General features: G+C 49.0%; 21 protein-coding genes and 1 pseudogene. 4 read left to right on the forward strand and 18 right to left on the reverse strand.

The genetic code is table 11. The annotated features are described in order from the left end of the window. Nucleotides 1-161 precede the first annotated feature (161 nt). The 4 genes from ACTQ4R_RS11755 (at nucleotide 162) to ACTQ4R_RS11770 (ending at nucleotide 1519) form a co-directional block, all read left to right on the forward strand. On the forward strand, nucleotides 162-536 hold the full coding sequence (locus tag ACTQ4R_RS11755; protein ID WP_441628904.1) for a hypothetical protein: 375 nt from the start codon (nucleotides 162-164) through the stop codon (nucleotides 534-536). Then, nucleotides 523-768 (forward strand): hypothetical protein, encoded by a 246-nt coding sequence (locus tag ACTQ4R_RS11760; protein WP_441628906.1) that lies wholly within the window; start codon nucleotides 523-525, stop codon nucleotides 766-768. The genes ACTQ4R_RS11755 and ACTQ4R_RS11760 overlap by 14 nt, the downstream gene beginning before the upstream one ends. A 1-nt stretch (nucleotide 769) precedes the next feature. Continuing rightward, nucleotides 770-1027 (forward strand): hypothetical protein, encoded by a 258-nt coding sequence (locus ACTQ4R_RS11765; protein WP_441628908.1) that lies wholly within the window; start codon nucleotides 770-772, stop codon nucleotides 1025-1027. Between the two features lie 105 nt (nucleotides 1028-1132). Continuing rightward, nucleotides 1133-1519, forward strand: a complete 387-nt coding sequence (locus ACTQ4R_RS11770) for a tyrosine-type recombinase/integrase (protein ID WP_441628910.1) — start codon at nucleotides 1133-1135, stop codon at nucleotides 1517-1519. Nucleotides 1520-1543: 24 nt separating this feature from the next. Here the strand turns inward: ACTQ4R_RS11770 and ACTQ4R_RS11775 are convergent, their stop codons facing one another. The 18 genes and pseudogenes from ACTQ4R_RS11775 to ACTQ4R_RS11860 all read right to left on the reverse strand — a co-directional run bounded on the left by ACTQ4R_RS11775 (nucleotide 1544) and on the right by ACTQ4R_RS11860 (nucleotide 19750). After that, a complete protein-coding gene (locus tag ACTQ4R_RS11775) occupies nucleotides 1544-2593 on the reverse strand; it encodes a hypothetical protein (protein ID WP_441628912.1) in 1050 nt (349 codons plus the stop codon). A gap of 541 nt (nucleotides 2594-3134) precedes the next feature. Continuing rightward, nucleotides 3135-3614, reverse strand: coding sequence for a COG2426 family protein (locus ACTQ4R_RS11780; RefSeq protein ID WP_441628914.1), 480 nt, complete (start codon nucleotides 3612-3614; stop codon nucleotides 3135-3137). Further along, on the reverse strand, nucleotides 3611-4681 hold the full coding sequence (rfbB, locus tag ACTQ4R_RS11785) for a dTDP-glucose 4,6-dehydratase (RefSeq protein ID WP_441628916.1): 1071 nt from the start codon (nucleotides 4679-4681) through the stop codon (nucleotides 3611-3613). Before rfbB ends, ACTQ4R_RS11780 begins: the two co-directional genes overlap by 4 nt. Beyond that, on the reverse strand, nucleotides 4678-5550 hold the full coding sequence (gene rfbA / locus ACTQ4R_RS11790; protein ID WP_441628918.1) for a glucose-1-phosphate thymidylyltransferase RfbA: 873 nt from the start codon (nucleotides 5548-5550) through the stop codon (nucleotides 4678-4680). The genes rfbB and rfbA overlap by 4 nt, the downstream gene beginning before the upstream one ends. A gap of 22 nt (nucleotides 5551-5572) precedes the next feature. Next, nucleotides 5573-5926: a multidrug ABC transporter gene (locus ACTQ4R_RS11795; RefSeq protein ID WP_441628920.1), complete on the reverse strand. Its 354-nt coding sequence runs from the start codon at nucleotides 5924-5926 to the stop codon at nucleotides 5573-5575. Further along, entirely contained in the window at nucleotides 5919-6305 is a 387-nt protein-coding gene (locus ACTQ4R_RS11800) for a transporter (protein ID WP_441628921.1), read from the reverse strand. The genes ACTQ4R_RS11795 and ACTQ4R_RS11800 overlap by 8 nt, the downstream gene beginning before the upstream one ends. A 71-nt stretch (nucleotides 6306-6376) precedes the next feature. Then, on the reverse strand, nucleotides 6377-7111 hold the full coding sequence (locus ACTQ4R_RS11805) for a hypothetical protein (RefSeq protein ID WP_441628923.1): 735 nt from the start codon (nucleotides 7109-7111) through the stop codon (nucleotides 6377-6379). Between the two features lies 1 nt (nucleotide 7112). Beyond that, on the reverse strand, nucleotides 7113-8066 hold the full coding sequence (locus ACTQ4R_RS11810; RefSeq protein WP_441628924.1) for a glycosyltransferase family 2 protein: 954 nt from the start codon (nucleotides 8064-8066) through the stop codon (nucleotides 7113-7115). Continuing rightward, nucleotides 8066-9199: a dTDP-4-amino-4,6-dideoxygalactose transaminase gene (rffA, locus tag ACTQ4R_RS11815; protein WP_441628926.1), complete on the reverse strand. Its 1134-nt coding sequence runs from the start codon at nucleotides 9197-9199 to the stop codon at nucleotides 8066-8068. The genes ACTQ4R_RS11810 and rffA overlap by 1 nt, the downstream gene beginning before the upstream one ends. Before the next feature lie 14 nt (nucleotides 9200-9213). Beyond that, entirely contained in the window at nucleotides 9214-10701 is a 1488-nt protein-coding gene (locus ACTQ4R_RS11820; protein WP_441628928.1) for a glucosyltransferase domain-containing protein, read from the reverse strand. Between the two features lie 39 nt (nucleotides 10702-10740). Further along, complete coding sequence (locus ACTQ4R_RS11825; RefSeq protein WP_441628930.1) at nucleotides 10741-11478, reverse strand: ABC transporter ATP-binding protein; 738 nt, start codon at nucleotides 11476-11478, stop codon at nucleotides 10741-10743. A gap of 11 nt (nucleotides 11479-11489) precedes the next feature. Further along, on the reverse strand, nucleotides 11490-12257 hold the full coding sequence (locus ACTQ4R_RS11830; protein ID WP_441628932.1) for an ABC transporter permease: 768 nt from the start codon (nucleotides 12255-12257) through the stop codon (nucleotides 11490-11492). Between the two features lie 9 nt (nucleotides 12258-12266). Continuing rightward, nucleotides 12267-13736, reverse strand: a complete 1470-nt coding sequence (locus tag ACTQ4R_RS11835; RefSeq protein WP_441628990.1) for a glycosyltransferase family 4 protein — start codon at nucleotides 13734-13736, stop codon at nucleotides 12267-12269. 225 nt (nucleotides 13737-13961) lie between these two features. Beyond that, nucleotides 13962-14603 (reverse strand): annotated as a pseudogene (locus ACTQ4R_RS11840) (glycosyltransferase family 2 protein); the annotation flags it as partial. Between the two features lie 29 nt (nucleotides 14604-14632). After that, entirely contained in the window at nucleotides 14633-16114 is a 1482-nt protein-coding gene (locus ACTQ4R_RS11845; RefSeq protein ID WP_441628934.1) for a polysaccharide pyruvyl transferase family protein, read from the reverse strand. Nucleotides 16115-16134: 20 nt separating this feature from the next. Beyond that, a complete protein-coding gene (locus tag ACTQ4R_RS11850; protein ID WP_441628936.1) occupies nucleotides 16135-18372 on the reverse strand; it encodes a glycosyltransferase in 2238 nt (745 codons plus the stop codon). 11 nt (nucleotides 18373-18383) lie between these two features. Beyond that, nucleotides 18384-19199, reverse strand: a complete 816-nt coding sequence (locus ACTQ4R_RS11855) for a glycosyltransferase family 2 protein (protein ID WP_441628938.1) — start codon at nucleotides 19197-19199, stop codon at nucleotides 18384-18386. Next, nucleotides 19196-19750: a hypothetical protein gene (locus ACTQ4R_RS11860; protein ID WP_441628940.1), complete on the reverse strand. Its 555-nt coding sequence runs from the start codon at nucleotides 19748-19750 to the stop codon at nucleotides 19196-19198. The genes ACTQ4R_RS11855 and ACTQ4R_RS11860 overlap by 4 nt, the downstream gene beginning before the upstream one ends. Nucleotides 19751-19914: the final 164 nt, after the last annotated feature.

Consider the following 19914-nt stretch of genomic DNA (forward strand, 5'->3'; position numbering starts at 1 on the left):
ACACATTTGTCTGCGGGCGTGGGGTCCCAATCGGAAATTCCGTCAGCCAATCACCTTCATCATAAAGGAAAAAGCGAAGGCTGTAACACCCTCGCTTATATATTACTAATCAGGATTTCCACCTGTCTGAGAAGTTGGATAGAGAGCGTAGTGCTATTATTGTGCAGGCACTTCGCTACTATCAGGCTTTGGTCCGTAATAATTTCATCTTTTCTGGGGATTTTCAGATAAATGAAGCTGTGGCGGCAAATAGTGGACACTCTACCATTGACAATATTGCAGCCTTCTTGCAGGGCTCCTGCGAGCAGGTCAAAGACGCTTGGGTTTCCACAAATACCTTATATGCTGCTTTCGTCGCCAAATATGGCGCTGGGTGTTCGAAAAACACATTCTCCCGCCTGCTTCTCCAAATTTGTCAGAGCAGCAGAATCAACATCCAAAAGCATCGTCATCGTATCATTACCGGCGGAAATCCGATTTACGGTTTCCTCGGCCTAAAATTAAAGGAGGATAAAAATAATTATGGCAAATTATAACTACTATGCCGTTTTAGGGCGGAATGGCGTTGCCGTTACCGATAGTTGGGCTTCTGCCTGCGCTATGCGTAAGTATCTGCGCAATACCAGCGCTACGGGCTTTGATGACTTCTACGACGCCGAAGATTTTGCTCTTCAGGCATTCGCGGATCGTTTTCCCAATTCCAGCAATGCAACGCTCTCTCTGTCTGTCAACCGTCCCGTTTTTGCCAAGCGTTATAGGGAGGTATAACATGCGTGAAACGGCTCAATATATTCTCGAAAGTAGAATGTCTGAACTGGGTCAGCTTGTGGAGCAGTACCCCCTGTATGTTCCTGTTCTGGCAGCAGCCGAGCTCCTGCATCTGAAGCCGGAGTCTTTGCGTGCCTCCATCGAGCAGGGGCGTTGTCCCTTTGGCTTCTGCTGGAGCCTGGGCGAACGGATGGCTTACAAGGTGCCGACTTTGGCCTTTGTAGCGTGGCTTACCCACGGAGCTGTCATGTCTACATAATTTTACCACTTTGCGGGAGAGGGCGGCAAGCCCTCTCCACACTTTATTGGAAAGGAGTCAGTTAGGTGTCGAAGCAGAAAAAACGTTTTGAGTACAAAGTGAATCTTGGAAAGGATATGTCACGCCCCCAAAACAGTAACTCTTGGAAAGAACACGCTTCTGACTGAGCAAGTATTCCATAGCCCGGAAGGTAAACCCTATCAGCCCAACAACTGGGAAAACCGTGTATACCGCCCTTTTATGCGAGCACTTCATAACGCGTACCCGGAAGTCCCGGAGTTATCCCCGCATGAACTGCGTCATACGAGAGCGACCTTATGGATCGCGCAAGGTATGGACCCGTATATGGTAGCGCGGTTGTTGGGGCACAGTGATTTGAAGATGCTTACAAAAATCTATGACCACACCAGTACAGAAACCTTACGGAAAGCACTCCTCTCGGTCAAAGAAAAAGAGAATACATCCGTAAAAGGAAAAGAAACCGCTTCGTGAAGTGAAGCGGTTTCTTTTTTGGTGTTAGGTGAGATAGGATTTTACTAAGTCAACAAATTCTCCAATATCTGAGAAATAGTTGGGATATGCTGATTTTAGTGCCTGAAATGAAGAGACTCGGACAAGAACGGCATCAATTTTGGATTCTGCACGGGTGCTCTCAATTTGACTGTACGTTTCGTTTGCTTCCTCCATTTGGCTTGGTTTGTAATATTTGATTCGTAACCTCCTAGTATTGTAGTTAAGAATCAGAATGTAATACCCTTGCTGATTGAGCTTTTGAGAAGTTTGGTTATCAACAGCTACTCGTATTGCACTTAACATGTCGAGAAAATTGCATCTACTGTTAATCTCTTTTACTTCCGAGACTAACTCCTCTATATTCTCGGATGTCCCTGGAATAACAGCACAATTCTCTTTGATTGCAAATAAAGAAGAAACCAACGAGAAGAAGCGCTTAACATCCGCGGAGCCTTGGCCTGATTTTATGGCTTGTTTTGTGAATAGGCCCATTGTTTCAACAGCAGTTGCCCATAGGTGCTGGAGATGTGTCCGGAATTGTATCTCAATTAACATATTTTTGTTATAAGTATCGTTTTTATCACTATGATACTCGTAAACCACATGTAAACTCCGATAACCGGACGGCTTTGGCGTAGCAATATAATCATATTTTTCCTTAAATATATGGCGTTTCCTAGAACTCTCAAATTTATCAGCAAATCTATAGACGTCCCCAAGCGTGGGGACAATAAAACGACAACCACCTAAATCTTGCATCATCCATAAACTCATGGTGGGTTCCCGCTTCAGTTTGCCAATAATAGAATCCAATCTTTTTAGGCGTTCGGCAACAACAATATCAGAATGGGCACCAGCCATCCTGCGCAGGTGCATATAAATCACATGTAATGGATATGCATGTGCTGCTCTCCAGTTGTCAATAACTTTAGTGGCTTCCTTGATCTGAGCTGGTGACGCATCTGAGCTCTTCATTATTTTTCCAGATTTAATAATTTTACTCCGAGAGTATTCAACGACCTTCCACTTAGGCTGCTTCAAAAAGAAAAACATCTATATTGCACCTCGATATATATGACTTTGCTTTTGAAGTGAAAAAACCGTTTGAAAGTTTTTTAAATATTATATCTTATCGCTATATAAGAAGCAATTATTTCCGTAGTATAAATCCAAAAGCAATAATATTCAGGTATAAATATGGAGCTTTGTCGTATTTTTGTCGTAATTTCACATTTCTGGAAACATGCCAAAAAAAGAAAAGCCCTAGAACCATTGCAGTTCTAGGGCTTCGTGTGGTGGAGACTACTGGACTCGAACTAGTGACCTCCTGCGTGTGAAGAAATGCGGGGATTTTAGCGCAGGTGACTGTGATCGCCTGACCGCTTGGGCCGCAGCTGTTTCCTTAGCCGCAAATTGCTGAAGCTGTATGATTTTTGGACTTTTACAGCAATTGTGCGCCCGACAAAAAACACTTCCAGTTATTACCTGACACAAGCTGTTATCAATCAACATTTTGAAGCTGCGCAGAGAAGATCATTACCCCGGGAAGAAGCAAAATACCGCTTAACCAGGTGCTTTACTGGTAGTATTTCCTTTATAGAATATTGATTATTCCGAAGGTCACCGCCGTCATAATGGCCCCTGCAATGCAGACACCGAGAAAGATCGTAGGAACCGCGTTTTTCAGCCGCATGTCCAACACCGCCGCCACCAGAGCGCCAGTCCAGGCTCCTGTACCCGGCAGCGGGATCGCTACCAGAATACAAAGGCCAATGGCACTGTACTTATGTACCAGCCTTCCTTTGAGATGAGCTTTCTTCTCAAGGTTTTCTATTTTCCTACGCCACCATGGGCTGCGCTTTCGAAGCCACTGAAACACGTGACGTATGTACAGGATGATGAACGGCACCGGAACCATGTTGCCCAAGACCGCCGCAATCAATGCCAGCGGATAATCTAAACCCAGCGCGATCCCATAAGGCAATCCGCCGCGCAGCTCCACCACAGGGAGCATGGAGATGCAAAATGTCGCGAAAGTCTTTCCCAAAATCGTTTCTGTCAGCCATGCGATCATGCCAGTGGTTCTGCCTTGTCATACATGTTCCGATAGTAATTTTGGTAGTCGCCAGAAGTGATCCGTTCCACCCAATCCGTATGTCCAAGGTACCACTGGATCGTTTCGTGGATTCCATCTTCAAAGGTATACAAAGGTTTCCAGCCAAGCTGCGCAGTGATCTTCGCATTGTCAATGGCGTAGCGGCGGTCGTGGCCTGGACGGTCTTTTACATATGTAATCAGGCTTTCCGGCTTCCCAAGTTCCGCTAAGATCAACCGGACAATCTCAAGATTGGCCTTCTCATTATTGCCGCCAATATTATAAACCTCGCCGATTTTACCCTTTGTCAACACCGTATGGATAGCAGAGCAGTGGTCCTTTACATGCAGCCAATCCCGAATCTGCATGCCGTCGCCATAAACCGGCAGCGCCAAGTCGTGGCAGGCGTTATGGATCATCAGCGGAATCAGCTTCTCAGGGAACTGATACGGGCCGTAGTTATTGGAGCAGCGGGTGATATTCACCGGCATCCCATAAGTTTCATGATACGCCCGCACCACCATATCCGCGCTGGCCTTGGAAGCCGAGTAAGGGCTGTTGGGTGAAAGCGGCGTCCTTTCGGTAAACATTCCCGTTTTTCCCAGCGCACCATACACCTCGTCCGTAGAGACCTGCAAGTACCGCACACCTTGTCGGTATTCTCTGGAATACTTGTTGCCCGGTTCCAGCTTCCAGTGCCGCTTGGCGGCGTCCAGCAGAGTTTGGGTGCCAACGATGTTGGTAGTCAGGAAAATCTCAGGCTCCACAATGCTGCGGTCTACATGGGACTCCGCCGCAAAGTGCACCACAGTATCAAAGTCATACTGTTGGAACAAATTTTCAACCAGGGCCTTGTCCCGAATGTCTCCCTTGATAAAGCGGTAACGCGTGTCGTTTTCGATGTCTTTCAGGTTTTCCAAATTGCCGGCATAGGTCAGCAGGTCAAGATTTATCAGCAGAGAAACATCTTCCTCCTGCTCCAGCATATAGTGAATAAAATTGGAACCAATAAAACCGGCTCCTCCGGTAACTAAAATGTTCTTCACACTTTTTCCTCCGCAATGGCAATCAGGTACTGCCCATATTCTGTCTTCATCAGCGGCTTGGCCAACTCCAGCAGCTGTGCTTTGTCAATAAAGCCCCGCCGATACGCGATCTCCTCGATGCAGGAAACATACAGGCCCTGCCGCTTTTGAATGATATTGACAAACTGGGATGCCTCCTGCAGTCCCTCGTATGTACCGGTATCCAGCCACGCCATACCGCGGAAGAATTTGACCACCCGCAGCTTGCCCCGGCGCAGATACTCGTTGTTCACCGACGTGATCTCCAATTCACCTCGGGCAGAGGGTTTTACGTTCTTGGCGATCTCCACCACGGAATTATCGTAAAAATACAGTCCGGGCACGGCAAAGTTGGATTTGGGCTTTGCAGGCTTTTCCTCCAAAGACAACACCCGTCCGTCGCTGTCAAATTCTACAACGCCGAAGCTGGACGGATTATGTACAGGATACCCAAAAATGACTGCGCCATCCTCTACTGCCGCTGCTTCTTTCAGCGTTGCAGAGAAGCCAGCACCATAGAAAATGTTGTCTCCCAGTACCAGCGCCACCTTGTCATCGCCGATAAACTCTGCACCAATGAGGAAAGCCTCAGCCAGTCCGTTGGGTTGTTCCTGCACTGCATAGGAAAACTTCATCCCCAGTTGGGTGCCGTCTCCCAGAATGTCCTCAAAAACATGGATGTCCTTAGGCGTAGAAATGATAAGGACTTCCCGGATCCCCGCCAGCATCAAGGTGGACAGCGGGTAATAAATCATGGGTTTGTCATAAATCGCCAGCGCCTGCTTGGACACGCCTTTGGTGATTGGATACAGCCGCGTGCCGGAGCCGCCGGCCAGAATGATACCTTTCATAGTTCCCACCCGTCCTTTTTACTTATCCAAATAGTGCAGACACCAAAATACCTGCAATAATTAGGCACAGCGCCAATATCTTTTTCCCAGTGATCTTTTCCTTAAAAATTATGACGCCGAAACATGTAACGTAGATATAGCTCGTCGCTTCCAATACAGGCCCCAGGGAAAGCGGAAGCCCGCGGTAGGCAAAAATGGCGAGGAGCGTTGTACCGACAAACAGCACATAAGCAAAGATCACCTGGGGATTTAGATATTCCTGAATGGGAGAGGCATATGTCTTCAACGCAGCCTTTTTCAGCATCACCTGAGAAACCGCACTGATAAATACACCAAAGAGCAAGAGCCCAGCACACAAAATCTGTGTCTTATTCATCGTTCTGCTCTCCATCCGCAACCGCAAACAGAACCACGCCTGCAATAACTAAAACGGCGCCGATCACCTTGCCGGCTTTGATTGGTTCGTTAAAGAAAACCGCACCCCAAATAATTCCCCAAATCACAGTGACCGCTTTGTTGGCAAACGCCGTTGTCAAAGGCAGGCGCTTGATGATCTGCTGCCAGCCGATCGCATAGAAACCCAGTAAAAGAATGACAACCGCGTAATAAACGCAAAACTTCAAGCTCAGGAAGGGCTCTCCCGCTGCCAGCTTGCTGCAGATTCCGCTCATGGAATAGATCATCAGCATCAGATGCAGTGAAATCAGAGTTTTTACCTTTTCACCCTTCAAACCACACTCACCAACTCGTTCCATATAGTTCCATCTTCCAGTTCAGTCATCTTTTCTTTCAAGCAAGGTTCTTCCCTCAGATAGTTTGCCTAAGTTCAATATTTTGCGGCGTGCTTTACAAAAATGTAGTTGCTTTTGTCAATAACATATCCATTATCAACATGATGATTTAGAGCACGAGTATTTGTTGAAGCTACACATGTAATGATTTTCTTTCCGCCTGCATTCGTCACATAATCATTGAGTTTGTGTGTAATATTGACCGACAAGCTCTTCCCGGCATGGTCGCTATAAATACCAGACAGGAAATCGTCATATATGCCCTGTCCTAAATGTCGAAAGCAATCAAACCCCACATTGTCTCCCCGATATACGTATTTGTAAAGCTGCGCGCCACGGTCGCGTTCGCTCTTCAACCAATTCACATACCGCCTATTCGCTTGCGCAATGGAAAAATGAGGATCTCTGGATATACGGTCCGTACGGAACATACAATCATTGATAATCCGGTTGCACATATGATCAAAATCCGCACCTGTCATTTTAACAAAGTCTGTTTCTTCGACTATTTTTTGTTTCCTTTCGGAAAGCGGCTTTAGATGCAAGTCATTGCTAAGCTGATGCATTGTTTCAATAAACACAAAACCCAGTTCAGCCATCTCGAAAGACATCGACTCATAGTCTGACGGGATTTTTACAACTAAGTATTCAGCGTTCAATCGTTTCAATTCATCTAAAATATCGGCTTTGCGGTCCGTTTTTTCAATTGTAATTTCCTTCGTTTCAACGCCAATGTTGGTTTTCTCCCATACTGCATCAACGATTTCCATTCTACTTTTCCTCTCTTAAATCCCTGTATTCATCATTTTCCATATGTACTGTCTCGCGAATAACAAATTGAGGAGCCTTATTAATTGAGATATATGTCCTCCCTAGATATTCTCCAATCATTCCCAACATCAGCATAATGGAGCCGCCAAGGATCAGCAGCACTGCCATGAGAGAGTTCCAGCCTGCCACCTGTCCTGGCCGAAGGAAATACATAACAAGTGTATAAATCAAATACAGAAAACCCATTCCTGCCACAATACTTCCCAAAAAATCCGCAATGCGAAGCGGTTTAACAGAAAACGCCGTAAAGCCGTTCAGCCAGAGTCCTAACAATTTTTTGAAAGTATAGCCCGAATTTCCGGACAAACGTTCCTTATGTGTAATATCAACATTGCATAGATGGCTTGTTGTCCGCAGGACTAGACCCGGCAAATATACAAAAGGATTTTCATAGCAAAGGAGTTCATCCATCACATAGCGTTTCATTGCAAAAAAGCTCGATAAAAACAAATCCTTTGGCTTCCCAATTAATATACATGCCATTACATCATTTATATAGCTTCCAAAATTTCGAAACGCAGAATGCTTTTTTGTTTGATAACGTGCGTATGCAACATCGTGCTCCCCTCGAATACCTTCCAGTAAAGCAGGAATCTCGTCAGGGGGCGTTTGTCCGTCATCATCCATACAAACGATTTCTTCGCCTGTTGCATAATGGAAACCCGCAAAAATAGCAGCGTGTTGACCCGCATTATGTGCCAAGTTGATCCCAATAATATGACTATCATTTCGAGCTAAAGACGATATGACATCAAAAGTATTATCCGGAGAGCAATCATTGACTAAGACAATCTCATAGTCTTGTCTGTCCATAACTGCTGCGACTCTCGAAACGACCCCTGGCAAAAAACTTGAGGAGCAATAGCAGGGAATAATAATTGAAACCTTACTCATTATACTTCATCCCAAAAGTGGAAAACAGACTCAACTATATCACTTTTGTCTGCTTCTGTCATTCCATAATACATTGGCAAACGCACCAAGCGCTCACTTTCCTTCGTGGTGTACTCGTCCTCACCTGCAAAGCGCCCATACTTTAAACCAGCCGGGGCAGAATGCAGTGGAACATAGTGGAACACACTTTGTACCTCACACTCCTTTAAGTACGCTATGAACCGTGTCCGCTCCTCAAGGTCTCTTAACTTCACGTAGAACATATGAGCGTTGTGCTCACATTCTGTGGGAATATGAGCAAGCTCAATCTTTCCAGTGTCAGCCAAAGGCTTCAGTTTTTCATAATAATAATTCCATGTGCCCAGCCGGTTCTCGTTGATTTCATCTGCCCGTTCTAACTGGGCCCAAAGATAAGCTGCATTCAACTCACTAGGAAGATAGGACGAGCCACAATCCACCCATGTATACTTGTCCACTTGTCCTCGCAGAAAGCAAGATCGATTTGTTCCCTTCTCGCGAACAATTTCAGCTCGTTCTACAAGTTTTGGATCATTGATTAGTATAGCTCCTCCCTCGCCCATGGAATAGTTTTTTGTCTCATGAAAAGAATAACACCCAATATTGCCAATGGAGCCAAGAGCTCGTCCCTTATATGTACTCATGATGCCTTGTGCAGCATCTTCCACCACCAACAAATTATGGCGCTTGGCAATGTCCATAATCGTATCCATTTCACATGCAACACCCGCATAGTGAACTGGAACAATAACCCGAGTTTTCTCTGTTATGGCAGATTCAATCAATTTTTCGTCAATATTCATCGTGTCAGGCCGGATATCCACAAACACCAATTTCGCTCCGAACAGAGCAAAGGCGTTTGCCGTCGAAGAAAACGTATAACTTGGCAGGATTACCTCATCGCCCGGCTGTATGCCACATAGCAGCGCAGCCATTTCCAGCGCATCTGTCCCGCTAGTCGTCAAAAGCGCTTTCTTGGCACCAGTCTTCTCCTCTAACCAGTTCTGACACTTTTTTGTAAATTCCCCATCACCACAAATTTTTTGATTAGAAATCGCTCGTCTGATTTCTTCAATTTCTGTCCCTACAAAAGGCGGAATATTAAATGGTATCATAGTCTCAGTCCTTCTTAATACATCGCTATATAAAGAGTGTCACCCACAAAAACGGCTTGTTCATTCAAATCAAATAAATCCCAATTTTTCCCTTCAAAGTAAGTATTGTAAATTTCATCTGGCATACTTACTTTTTCATAATTTTCATTACAGTAGTAATTGATAAGATTTACATCCCCCCAGCTAACCACCAAACCACGTATGTTCATATCATGCGTCACATATTTGATCCCTCCATAGCTATACGTAGGACTTACATCATTAACGGTTGCAATTCTATACACTTCTATTCCGGACTCTGCCTCATACTCCTCTATCTTAGAGTTAATTTGCATGGCATAGGTTCTATCAATGCGATTTGTCGCCACATTATTGCTAAGAATACCATTAGATGCATACGCATTTAAAACCAAAAGAATACATGCCGCAGCAATGACAGTACTCTTCAAATACTTGTCACAATTATTGCCCATACTTTGAATACCATTTGCAATCACCAAAAATGTCAGAATGTGGAAAACTCCAGGTATTGTACGTGGAGCCATCCATACAACGCTTGCAATAATATGCGGAGCAAATGTTATTACCAGTCCGGAAATTATAATCAGTACAGCATATATGAAGCCGTTAATATCTCTTTGGCAAATCAACTTATTTATTAAAAAAGCGGTCAACAAAAGTATTGCAAATACGACCAATACTCCGTCGGGTAGTAGTCCGTATGCTTTACCCCAAATACTTTTCTGTGAAGCAATAATTGATGCAGTATTGTCCGCAATTTTGCCCAATTCAAATGTTGCTGCTCTATCAGAAACAAATACTCCAAAAACCTGAGCAATCAGAGGCTGAGACAAAATTGTAATGATTGACGCTACTCCGGCTTCACACACGATAACGAGTGAATGGAAAAAAGATTTTCTATTTAACTGTCCACAATATTTTACATATACAATTGAAAGGCTCAATATCAAGAAAAACTCCACATAAAGCTGGTACATATTCAGTACAGCAAGTAATAGCAAAAACGAGCAAGCAATGTGCCTTGTATCTACACTTTGGCTGGCCAGCACTATTGCTATTGTGAGAAATACTATCCCAACACTCGTACTTGTTAATGACTCTACATATAGAAACCACTCTGCAAAAAAAGCATTGATATAAATGTACAAGCTGCCTATGAATACCATTATTCTTGCGCGTATGTTTTTACCCAGATATTTAGAGATTTCTCCATAGAACAACGTAATACTTATCCCAAGAACACAAATGAATACACAAGTAATTACACTTTGGTATTTGATAACGCTGAGGCCAAATGCATTAAAAATACTCTGCACAACATAGGTAACAAGTCGACCGTTTACTAAATGAACAGTCGTATCTATCCCTCGAACATTGGCATAACTATCTGAAGAAAAGTGCATTTGCACAAAGGGCAAATATGCAACCATTAAGCAAAGCAACGCCATTCCAAAAATATACAAGTTTTTCCGTTTTATCATCTGAACTTCTCCCTCGGCTTACCCAGTATAATGAACGCATTATATTCCACTCAAGAATTGTTGGTACCTGTCACAGATCTCCTTCGTCCCGCCAAATGCAATCTGCCGACCCTTGTCCAGCCACAGCACCTTGTTGCACATCTCCCGCACCTGCGCCAGGGAGTGGGACACCAGGATCGTTGTGGCGCCGCCCGCGATAATCTCCCGCATCTTGGCTTCGCTTTTCTTTTTAAAGGCGCCATCACCCACGGAAAGTACCTCGTCCAGGATCAGGATATCCGGATCCACCAGACTGGCGATGGAGAACGCCAGTCTGGACTTCATGCCAGAGGACAGATGCTTGAACTGGCGGTCCTGAAACTCCCCGAGGCCGGAAAACTCGATGATCTGGTCGTACATTTTGTCCATAAACTTCCGGGTGTACCCCAGCATGGCACCCCGCAGGTAGGTGTTTTCCCGCACGGTCAAATCACCGTCGAAGCCGGAGGCCAGTTCCAGCAATGCGGCGATGTTTCCCTTCCGCTCCACCGTTCCCTCTGTAGGCTCCATGATCCCGGATATTGCCTTCAGCAGCGTGCTTTTTCCGGCGCCGTTGGTGCCGATGATCCCCAGCATATCGCCCTGCTCCAAGGAAAAGCTGATGTTTTGGTCCGCCCAGAATTCCGAAACGTGGTAATTCCTTTTCAAGCGACGCACCACATATTCCTTCAGGCCGATGTCCTTGAAGTCTCCTGTCATATACCGGATGGAGACATTTTCCAGTTTTAAAACTTCCATCATGTCCTCCGTCAGATATAGTACAGGAACTTGTGATTGTACTTCTTGTACATCCAGCAGCCCAGGGCCAGCACGATCACCACGTCCGCCAGCATCAGCAGGTGGAACCACACGGTGGGGATTGTGGCATCGATGACGATCTTCCGGAAATAGCGAATAAACAGATAAATCGGATTGGCTAAAAACAGGCACTGCACAGCATAGCTGTAGTGGTCGATGGTGTAGAAGATTGCAGACATATACATCAAAAGCTGGGTGAACACGGACCAGAGGTACTGGATATCCCGGAAAAACATGAACAGCGCCGACAGGATCAGGCCCATGCCGATATTGAACAGGATCAGGCAGCAGGCAGGGTACAGCAGCAGGATAAGCTTCCAGGTGAAGGTGATGTCATCCAGAACGCAGAACAGGAAAAACACGCACAATGTCAATCCGAAGTTGATCAGTCCCTGGATGTTCTTGGACAGCAGGAACAGGTACTTCGGCACATTGACCTTGGAGAAGATATCCGCGTTTTCCAGCAGCGAGGTCATCCCCAGTCCGGTAGACTCGCTGAAGCAGGCAAAGATCAGGTTGCCGCAGAACAGATAGGTGGTATAGTGCTCCATCGTGGCGCCGAAAAACCGGGTAAAGACCAGCCGCATCACCAGCAGCGTCAGCAGCGGGGAGAGCAGGCTCCACGTCATGCCCAGCACCGTTCTTTTGTACTTTTTCTTGAAATCGCGCTTTACCAATTCCTCGAACAGGAACTGGTATCTTTTAAACTTTTGTATCATAGCGCCTCTTTACGATTTCTCCCTTGCAAGTTTGTACTTTGCCCACGCAAGGATGTATTTGAGGATGTACTTAAACCCAATCTTGCCGGACCTGTAAAGTCGGAGCGTTGCTTCCGGGAGCGTCGTTCCCGTATCCTGCAGTATGTCCTGCCTGACCGTCCCTTGCCCGATCGCATCTTCATACAGTTCACGGAACCACTCTCTCGATTTCCAGACCTCCTCAGACTCTGCCTGCTGTGCTTCATAGAGGCGATACATGGTGAAGTGATCTGAAATCAAATGCTCAAAACTTTGCAATTTTGCCGCGATCGATCCTCTTTCTTGGATCGCCGCCGGGTCACGCGCCAGGTCCTCAAAGATCTGCTCCAGCTTCCGGATCATGATCTGGGAAGAAAAGCCCTCCTCGATCTTCCGCCGGCAGGTGGTGCACATCCCCTCATAGGCGTCCGTATCCTTCAGCAGCTCCGTGATGGCATCCACGTACTGCCGAATCTCCTCCGCCGTGAACATCCGGTTGTCCAGCTCCTCCGCCTCGCTCTGCAGCAGCGGCAGAACCCGACCCACCGTATCGTCGATCAGCTCCGCCTGACCGCCCACGTCTGACGTGACCACCGGTTTTCCCATGGACAGGGATTCGTAGGCCGTCAGGGCAAGCCCCTCCTTCAGCGAACAAATCAGCGTCATAGCGCTGTCCTTGTAATAGGGGCGCATGTCCTTCTGTCGCCCAGCTAAATAGACCGTCTTTTCCAGGTCATTCTGCTGGACGGCAATCTTCAGTTCCTCAAACTGTGGACCGTCGCCCACCACCACGAAGGCGATATTAGGGATCTGCTTTCTGACTTCTTTGGCGATCTCCATCATCAAAAACGGCCGCTTCTGGGGATGGATGCGGCAGGGGAACAGCACGATGGGCCGGTCCGCTCCGATGCCCAGCTCCTTCCGGGCCAGACCGCTCTCCACCTTCGACGCGTCGTACAGCTCCTGATCCACGCCGATATACAGCGTCTCCACGCTCTCCGGCCTCCGGCCGAAGTCCCGGATCAGCACACGGCGGGTCCGTTCGTTGCAGACGTAGGTCTTTTCCAGCACCTCGCCCATGGCACCGGAGGTGCGGGCATAGCCACCGTTGCGCCAGTACCATTCCTCCATGTGGACATAATCAATGATGGCCAGATTAGGGAACTGGGACCGCAGCCAGGGGACCATGTAATAACCATCATAGGAGTTACTCAGGAACAACACATCCACTTCTCGGGACTGGATGAAATAGCTGATAAATTCCGGGAAGTCCTTCGGCTCCAGAAAGCTGGGCAGGTCGAAGATGTCCGTCACATACTCCTCGAACCGCTGCCGCCAGCTCTGCTCTCCCGGCACGGTGGTGAGGATACTGACCTCGAACCGGCTCTTGTCGATCTTCCGGCACACGTCCAGATTGAACAGGTCCGCGCCGCCCATCTCCATCCAGGGTAAGAGCATCATCACATGGAGCTTATCGTGGCTCTTGAACACCTTCCGGTCCCAATCGGACCGCTTCGGCGCGAAGTATCCGCAGGGGGCGCTGCTGCAGGGAAACTCTTTTGCGGAAATAGAAGTATCTGCAGTCGCAGCTACTTCATCAATTAACTTCTGGGCTAAATTCTGAATACTCGGATCTTTATTTACGATGGACAATACTCCGGTGTCTAACCGGCGATACCAAAACGAATAGCTTCTTACTTTAACTGGCTTTAAATGAGCAGATAACAATTTTAACCACATGCGCCAGTCTTCATAATAATGCTTGGCTATTTCATCATAGCCATTTACTAGATCAATGGCATTCTTACGAATTGCACCGCTATATACCAAAAAGTTATAAGTTTTCAGAGTCTCTGCATCAAATGGTTTATCCCACAAATATTCTTGATTCTGAAAGCCTACATTACAGGAATAACTCCAACTATATTCTGGATTCTTTATCAAGGCCCAGTATAAAGTCTCAACATAGGTTGGAGAAATCAAATCATCTGCGTCCAATGGTACGATAATATCTGCCGTAGCTATGCGGATTGCTGCATTTCTTGCGGTGGATATTCCGCCATTTTCCTTCCTAATTACAGTAATCCGATTGTCTTTCTCCGCAAGTTTTCTAAGAATTTCAATGTCTTCCTGTTTTGTGCTTCCATCATCAACGATAATCCACTCAAACCAAGGAAATGTCTGGTTCATGACGCAGTTGAAGGTCTGCTCAAAGTACTTCCCCGCGTTGTAGTACGGCGTAATGATACTGACCAGCGGTGTTCCCTCATGGTTCAGGTCCCGCTGAAACAGCTCCCGCCCAGGCTCCTTTGTATAGTCAAACTCCATGCCGTGTATCCACCTATATCTCTGTATTTTTATAATTCATAGCCGCGTTTTCTGATGATCTTCCGGATCTTCTCATCGCCCAAAAGGAGTTCCAGCTTTTTCTGGCTCTCCGCTGCTTCCATCGCTGCTTCTTGCCGCGCCGCCTCCGTCAGATGCCACTGTTCCTCCACATACGCTTTCCCCTCTGTCACTTCCCGGCACCACTGTTCCAATTCCTCGATCCGAGCGTTCTTCTTTGATATCTGATCTTCCAGGTACGTTTTTCCCTCTTCCAGCTGTCGGGTCCATCGCTCCAGTTCTGAGATCCGCATGTCCTTTTCCGACACCCGTTTCTCCAGGTACGCTTTCCCCTCTTCCAGCTGCCCATTCCACTGCTGCAGCTCCGCGATACGGGTCTCTTTTGCTGTGACCTGCTCTTCCAAATACGCCTTTCCCGTTTCAATCTCACCATTCCACTGCTGGAGTTCCGCGATACGTGCATCCTTCTTTTCGCACTGATCTGCCAGATATTCTTTGCTCGCCTCCAACTGGTGGATCCAATCGGTCTGTTTGGTGATCTCCGCCCGGAATGTAAATTCCGCAGAACTCAGCAACTCTTTCTGCCATAGATAGATATCTTTCAAGGAGATTCTTCCTGACGATTTATCGCTGTCTTTTTTCAAAAATTCCCTACAAACACTGATCAGATCATTTCTGGTCTCTAGATAGTCTCTTTTGTTTTCCTTGGGGTGCCTTAGATCGAACTCCAGGATCTTTTCCTTCAGCTCGCCCAGTTCCGAATAATGAAGCAGTTTCAAGAACGATTGCATCCGCGGCGCGTATTCACCTTTGTAGATCAGCAAGACCGGGGTTTCCAACGCCAGGCATGGTAATGCGCAATGGAGCCGGCTGGTAATGACGCATTTTGCGTTCTGATAACGCTTTAGCAGGGCTTCCACTCTACCGAACCGCTCATCCACGCTCATTTCTCGGTAGCTTGCGGCATCGACGGCGTGGGTGATCTTCACAAAATTCTGATGCGGATATGCCGCACGAATCACACGCTCGCTCTCCGGGTCAACATCCACCAGAATGACCTCATCCGTTTTGCTCGTTTCCGTGACTTTGGGCAGCGTCAGCGTCAGGCAACCGGATAAATACGCCGGGATCCCTTTCCTTTTCAGGACTTCCAGTGTAGATACATCACGGGCTCCGATCGGTGCATAGTACTTCAGGTATTCCCCACCAAGCCCGTCCAGAAAGCGTTCTCCGATCCCAAAATAGTCGTCTTTTGAAATATGCACGGACACCCACAACGGATCGATGGCTGTAGCGGGAGGCCAGTTGAACTTATTGTACATATACCAGCCGTTCATAATGGCCTTGACCTGCTCGCCATTCGATCCAAAGGTATCCATGTTTTCCCTATCGATCACATAATCAACAGACGGCAGAAACCGCATGGCAGCATAGCTCTGGATATCATCGCCAATATTATCTGTTCCTTTGTTGAGAACAAGTCCAAATTTCATGGGCCCCTCCGTTTTCCCTCTCAAAATAGCTTATTCAATTTCAGCTTGAACGCCAGCTTGATGGCACGGCGGCCCCACTTCGAGTTGGCGATGCGCATCAGTTCGTTTTTCATGTCCGGCGCATACGCATTCTTGTACATGAACTCATAGGCGTCGATCTCCGCCATCAGCGTGGGCAATTCATTGCACACCCGCGAATAGCGCCCCAGCTCCGCCGACGCAGCTCTCCTCTTTTCCATGGCCGCCGGGTCACGCGCCAGGTCCTCAAAGATCTTCTCCAGCTTCCGGATCATGATCTGGGAGGAGAAGCCCTCCTCGATCTTCCGCCGGCAGGCAGCGCACATCCGCTCATAGGCGGCAGGGTCCTCCAGCAACTCCGCAATGGCGTCGGCGTACTGCCGGACTTCCTCCGCCGTGAACGCCCGGCTGTCCAGCTCCTCCGCCTCGCTCTGCAGCAGCGGCAGGACCCGGCCCACCGTATCGTCGATCAGCTCCGCCTGTCCGCCCACGTCCGACGTGACCACCGGCTTCCCCATGGACAAGGACTCATAGGCCGTCAGGGCAAGTCCCTCCTTCAGGGAGCAAATTAGCGTCATGGCGCTGTCCTTGTAATAGGGGCGCATCTCCTTCTGCCGCCCTGCCAGATAGACCGTCTCCTCCAGTCCGTCCCGCTGGACGGCGAGCTTCAGCTCCTCAAACTGGGGGCCGTCGCCCACCACCACGAAGGCGATATTAGGGATCTGCTTCCTGACTTCTTTGGCGATCTCCAGCATCAAAAACGGACGCTTCTGGGGATGGATGCGGCAGGGGAACAGCACGATGGGCCGGTCCTCCCCGATGCCCAGTTCCTTCCGGACCAGACCACTCTCCACCTTCGACGCGTCGTACAGCTCCTGATCCACGCCGATATACAGCGTCTCCACGCTCTCCGGCTTCCGATCAAAGTCCCGGATCAGCACCCGGCGGGTCCGCTCGTTGCAGACGTAGGTCTTTTCCAGCACCTCGCCCATGGCTCCGGCGGTGCGGGCATAGCCGCCGTTGCGCCAGTACCATTCCTCCATGTGGACATAGTCGATGATGGCCAGATCCGGAAATTCCTTCCGCAGCCAGGGCACCAGATAATAGCCGTCATAGGAGTTGCTGAGGAACAGCACGTCCACGTCCCGGGACTGGATGAAATAGCTGATAAATTCCGGGAAGTCCTTCGGCTCCAGAAAGCTGGGCAGGTCAAAGATGTCTGTCACATACTCCTCGAACCGCTGCCGCCAGCTCTGCTCTCCCGGTACGGTGGTGAGGATGCTGACCTCAAAGCGACTCTTGTCGATCTTTCTGCAGACGTCCAGGTTGAACAGGTCTGCCCCGCCCATCTCCATCCAGGGTAGGAGCATCATCACATGGATCTTATCGTGGCTCTTGAACACCTTCCGGTCCCAATCGGACCGCTTCGGCGCAAAGTATCCGCCGGGAGCACTGCCGCACGGAAACTCTTTTGCGGAGACCGATGTGTCAACATTTTTCCCGGCTTCTTCGATCTTTTTCTTAGAAGCCTCCCACAAGGTCCGGTCACGCTGCACGCTCTGCTGCATACCGCTTGCGCTCCGGCGGTACCAGAACCGCAGGCCGCTCAGATGCACCGGAGCCGCTCCCTGGGACAGCAGCTGCAGCCACAGGTGCCAGTCTTCATCGTAATAGTGATCGGCCACCGCATAGCCGCCCACCTTTTCCAGCCACTGCTTTCGGATCGCAGCTGTGCAGACCAACAGATTTTCATCCTTCATGCGGGAAGCTGAGAACGGCTGCCGCCAGACATACTCCAGCGATCCAAAGCCCACGCTGTCTGTATAGGCCCAGGCGGCCTCCGGATGTTTGGTCAACGCGAAATACGTCTCCTCCAAAAACGTGGGGGCGATCAAATCGTCCGCATCCAGAGGCACGACGATCTCGGTGGTGCTGGCTTTGATCCCGGCGTTTCGGGCGGCAGATTGCCCGCCGTTGGCCTGCCTTTTGAGGACGATCCGCTCATCTGCCGCGGCCAGGCGCTTCAGCAGCTCCACGGAGCCTTCGTCCGTGCTGCCGTCGTCCACGATGATCCACTCAAACCACGGAAATGTCTGGTCCATGACGCAGTTAAACGTCTGCTCGAAGTACTTCCCCGCGTTGTAGTACGGCGTGATGATGCTGACCAGCGGCATTCCCCCGTGAGTCAGACCGCGCTGAAGCAGCTTTCGCCCGGGTTCTTTTGTATAGTCAAACTCCATGGATCCTTCTCCTATTGGCCATAGTATTTCTCTTTCAGCCGATCCAAAAGCCCCACCGGCAGCAGCCCTACGATCAGCGGCTTGACGGCGTAGGGGATGCCCCGGGGCATCAGTCCCATCCTGGTAAACCCGACCCACTTTACAGCGCACTCATGGAATCGGTAGCAGTATTTCCGGCGCTGGTAAGTTCCCGCATCCAGGCGGATCCCATACAGCGAAACCGGCAGATTGATTCCTTGAAAGCCTTTGGCGTATGCCCGCATCAGCAGGTCATAGTCCTCCGACCGCTTTACATAGCGTTTCCCGCTGTATCCGCCCAGCTCCCGCAGGACCTCCGCCCGGAACATCAGGGAGGCGTGTACAAAGGGCAGGGTCATTAGGAAGTCTTCTTTCCCGGGCTCGACCACAAACCAGTAACACTTCTGCAGGTCCCCCGGCTGCTCCGTAAAAAACTGTCCCTTGGTTCCAACAAAGGACAGTCCCGGACCATTCCTCAGCGCCTCAACCTGCTTCTCCAATCTGGTCGGCATAGAGACATCGTCGGCATCCATCAGCGCAATATAGCTGCCCCTGGCTTGTTCCAGGCAGCGATTCCGCGCGCCTCCGGCGCCCTGATTGCGGGTGTTCCGCACCAGACGGATCCGGGAGTCCCGTTGTGCCCAGATCTGCAACTGCTCCCATGTGCCATCTGTCGAGGCATCATCGCAGATGATAAGCTCAAGATTCCGATAGGTCTGGTCCAATACAGATCGGACGGCCTGTTCCAGTGTGGCAGCACCGTTATAGACACCCATGATGACAGAAATTAAAGGACGATTATCCATCATTCCCACCCCACGCTGAGCTGCTCGGTTTCCAGCTGCCGCTCGTAGGCCTGCCGGACCAGCAGATCAAAGTTGGCTTCGATCCCGGAAATCGTCGTTTTATACAGCTGCCGCAGGGCACGGATGTTGCCCTTTTCCGCAGGCACCTGCGCCGCCTGCGCCAGCTTCTGGACATACAGGCTCACCTGCGTCCGCTCGATGGGGGTCCCGTTCTTCTTGGTGAAGATCATGCCGGCGGTACGGCCATTGTCAGCCGCGTACCGCAGCAGGTCCTCCTGCAGGCTGGCCGGGAAGCGGATGATCTCCGTCTTTTCCCCGGACTTGATAAGCAATTGCCCCGACCGCACCGCCTCCACTGTCACGGACGGAATGTCCAGGACCGCGATGCCGGTGGTTGCAAACAGCTTCGTCAGCACGTAACCCCGCTCGTCCTCCAGGGACCGCGCCGTCTGGAGCATCCGGACGTACTCCCGCCGGGTCAGCTCCGCGGCGTTAGGCGTCCGGTGGAGCAGCGCCGGTGAAATTTTAATCGCCTCTGTTTTCAGCCGCCCCATGGTTCCTCCCTGTTCCGTTAGGACATAATTGTTGTTTAGCGGTATGATGGATAAATTCTTTCAAAAATACAAAATAAAGATAACACTTCCCCATAAAAAAGGCAAGTGTTACAGGCAATCTCTGGATGTACAATCGGGGCCGATTTCATTGATCTGAAACCGAC

Origin of the sequence: Dysosmobacter sp. Sow4_B12 (genome assembly GCF_052116665.1) — a bacterium.
In the GTDB taxonomy this organism is placed as follows: Bacteria; Bacillota; Clostridia; order Oscillospirales; family Oscillospiraceae; genus Oscillibacter.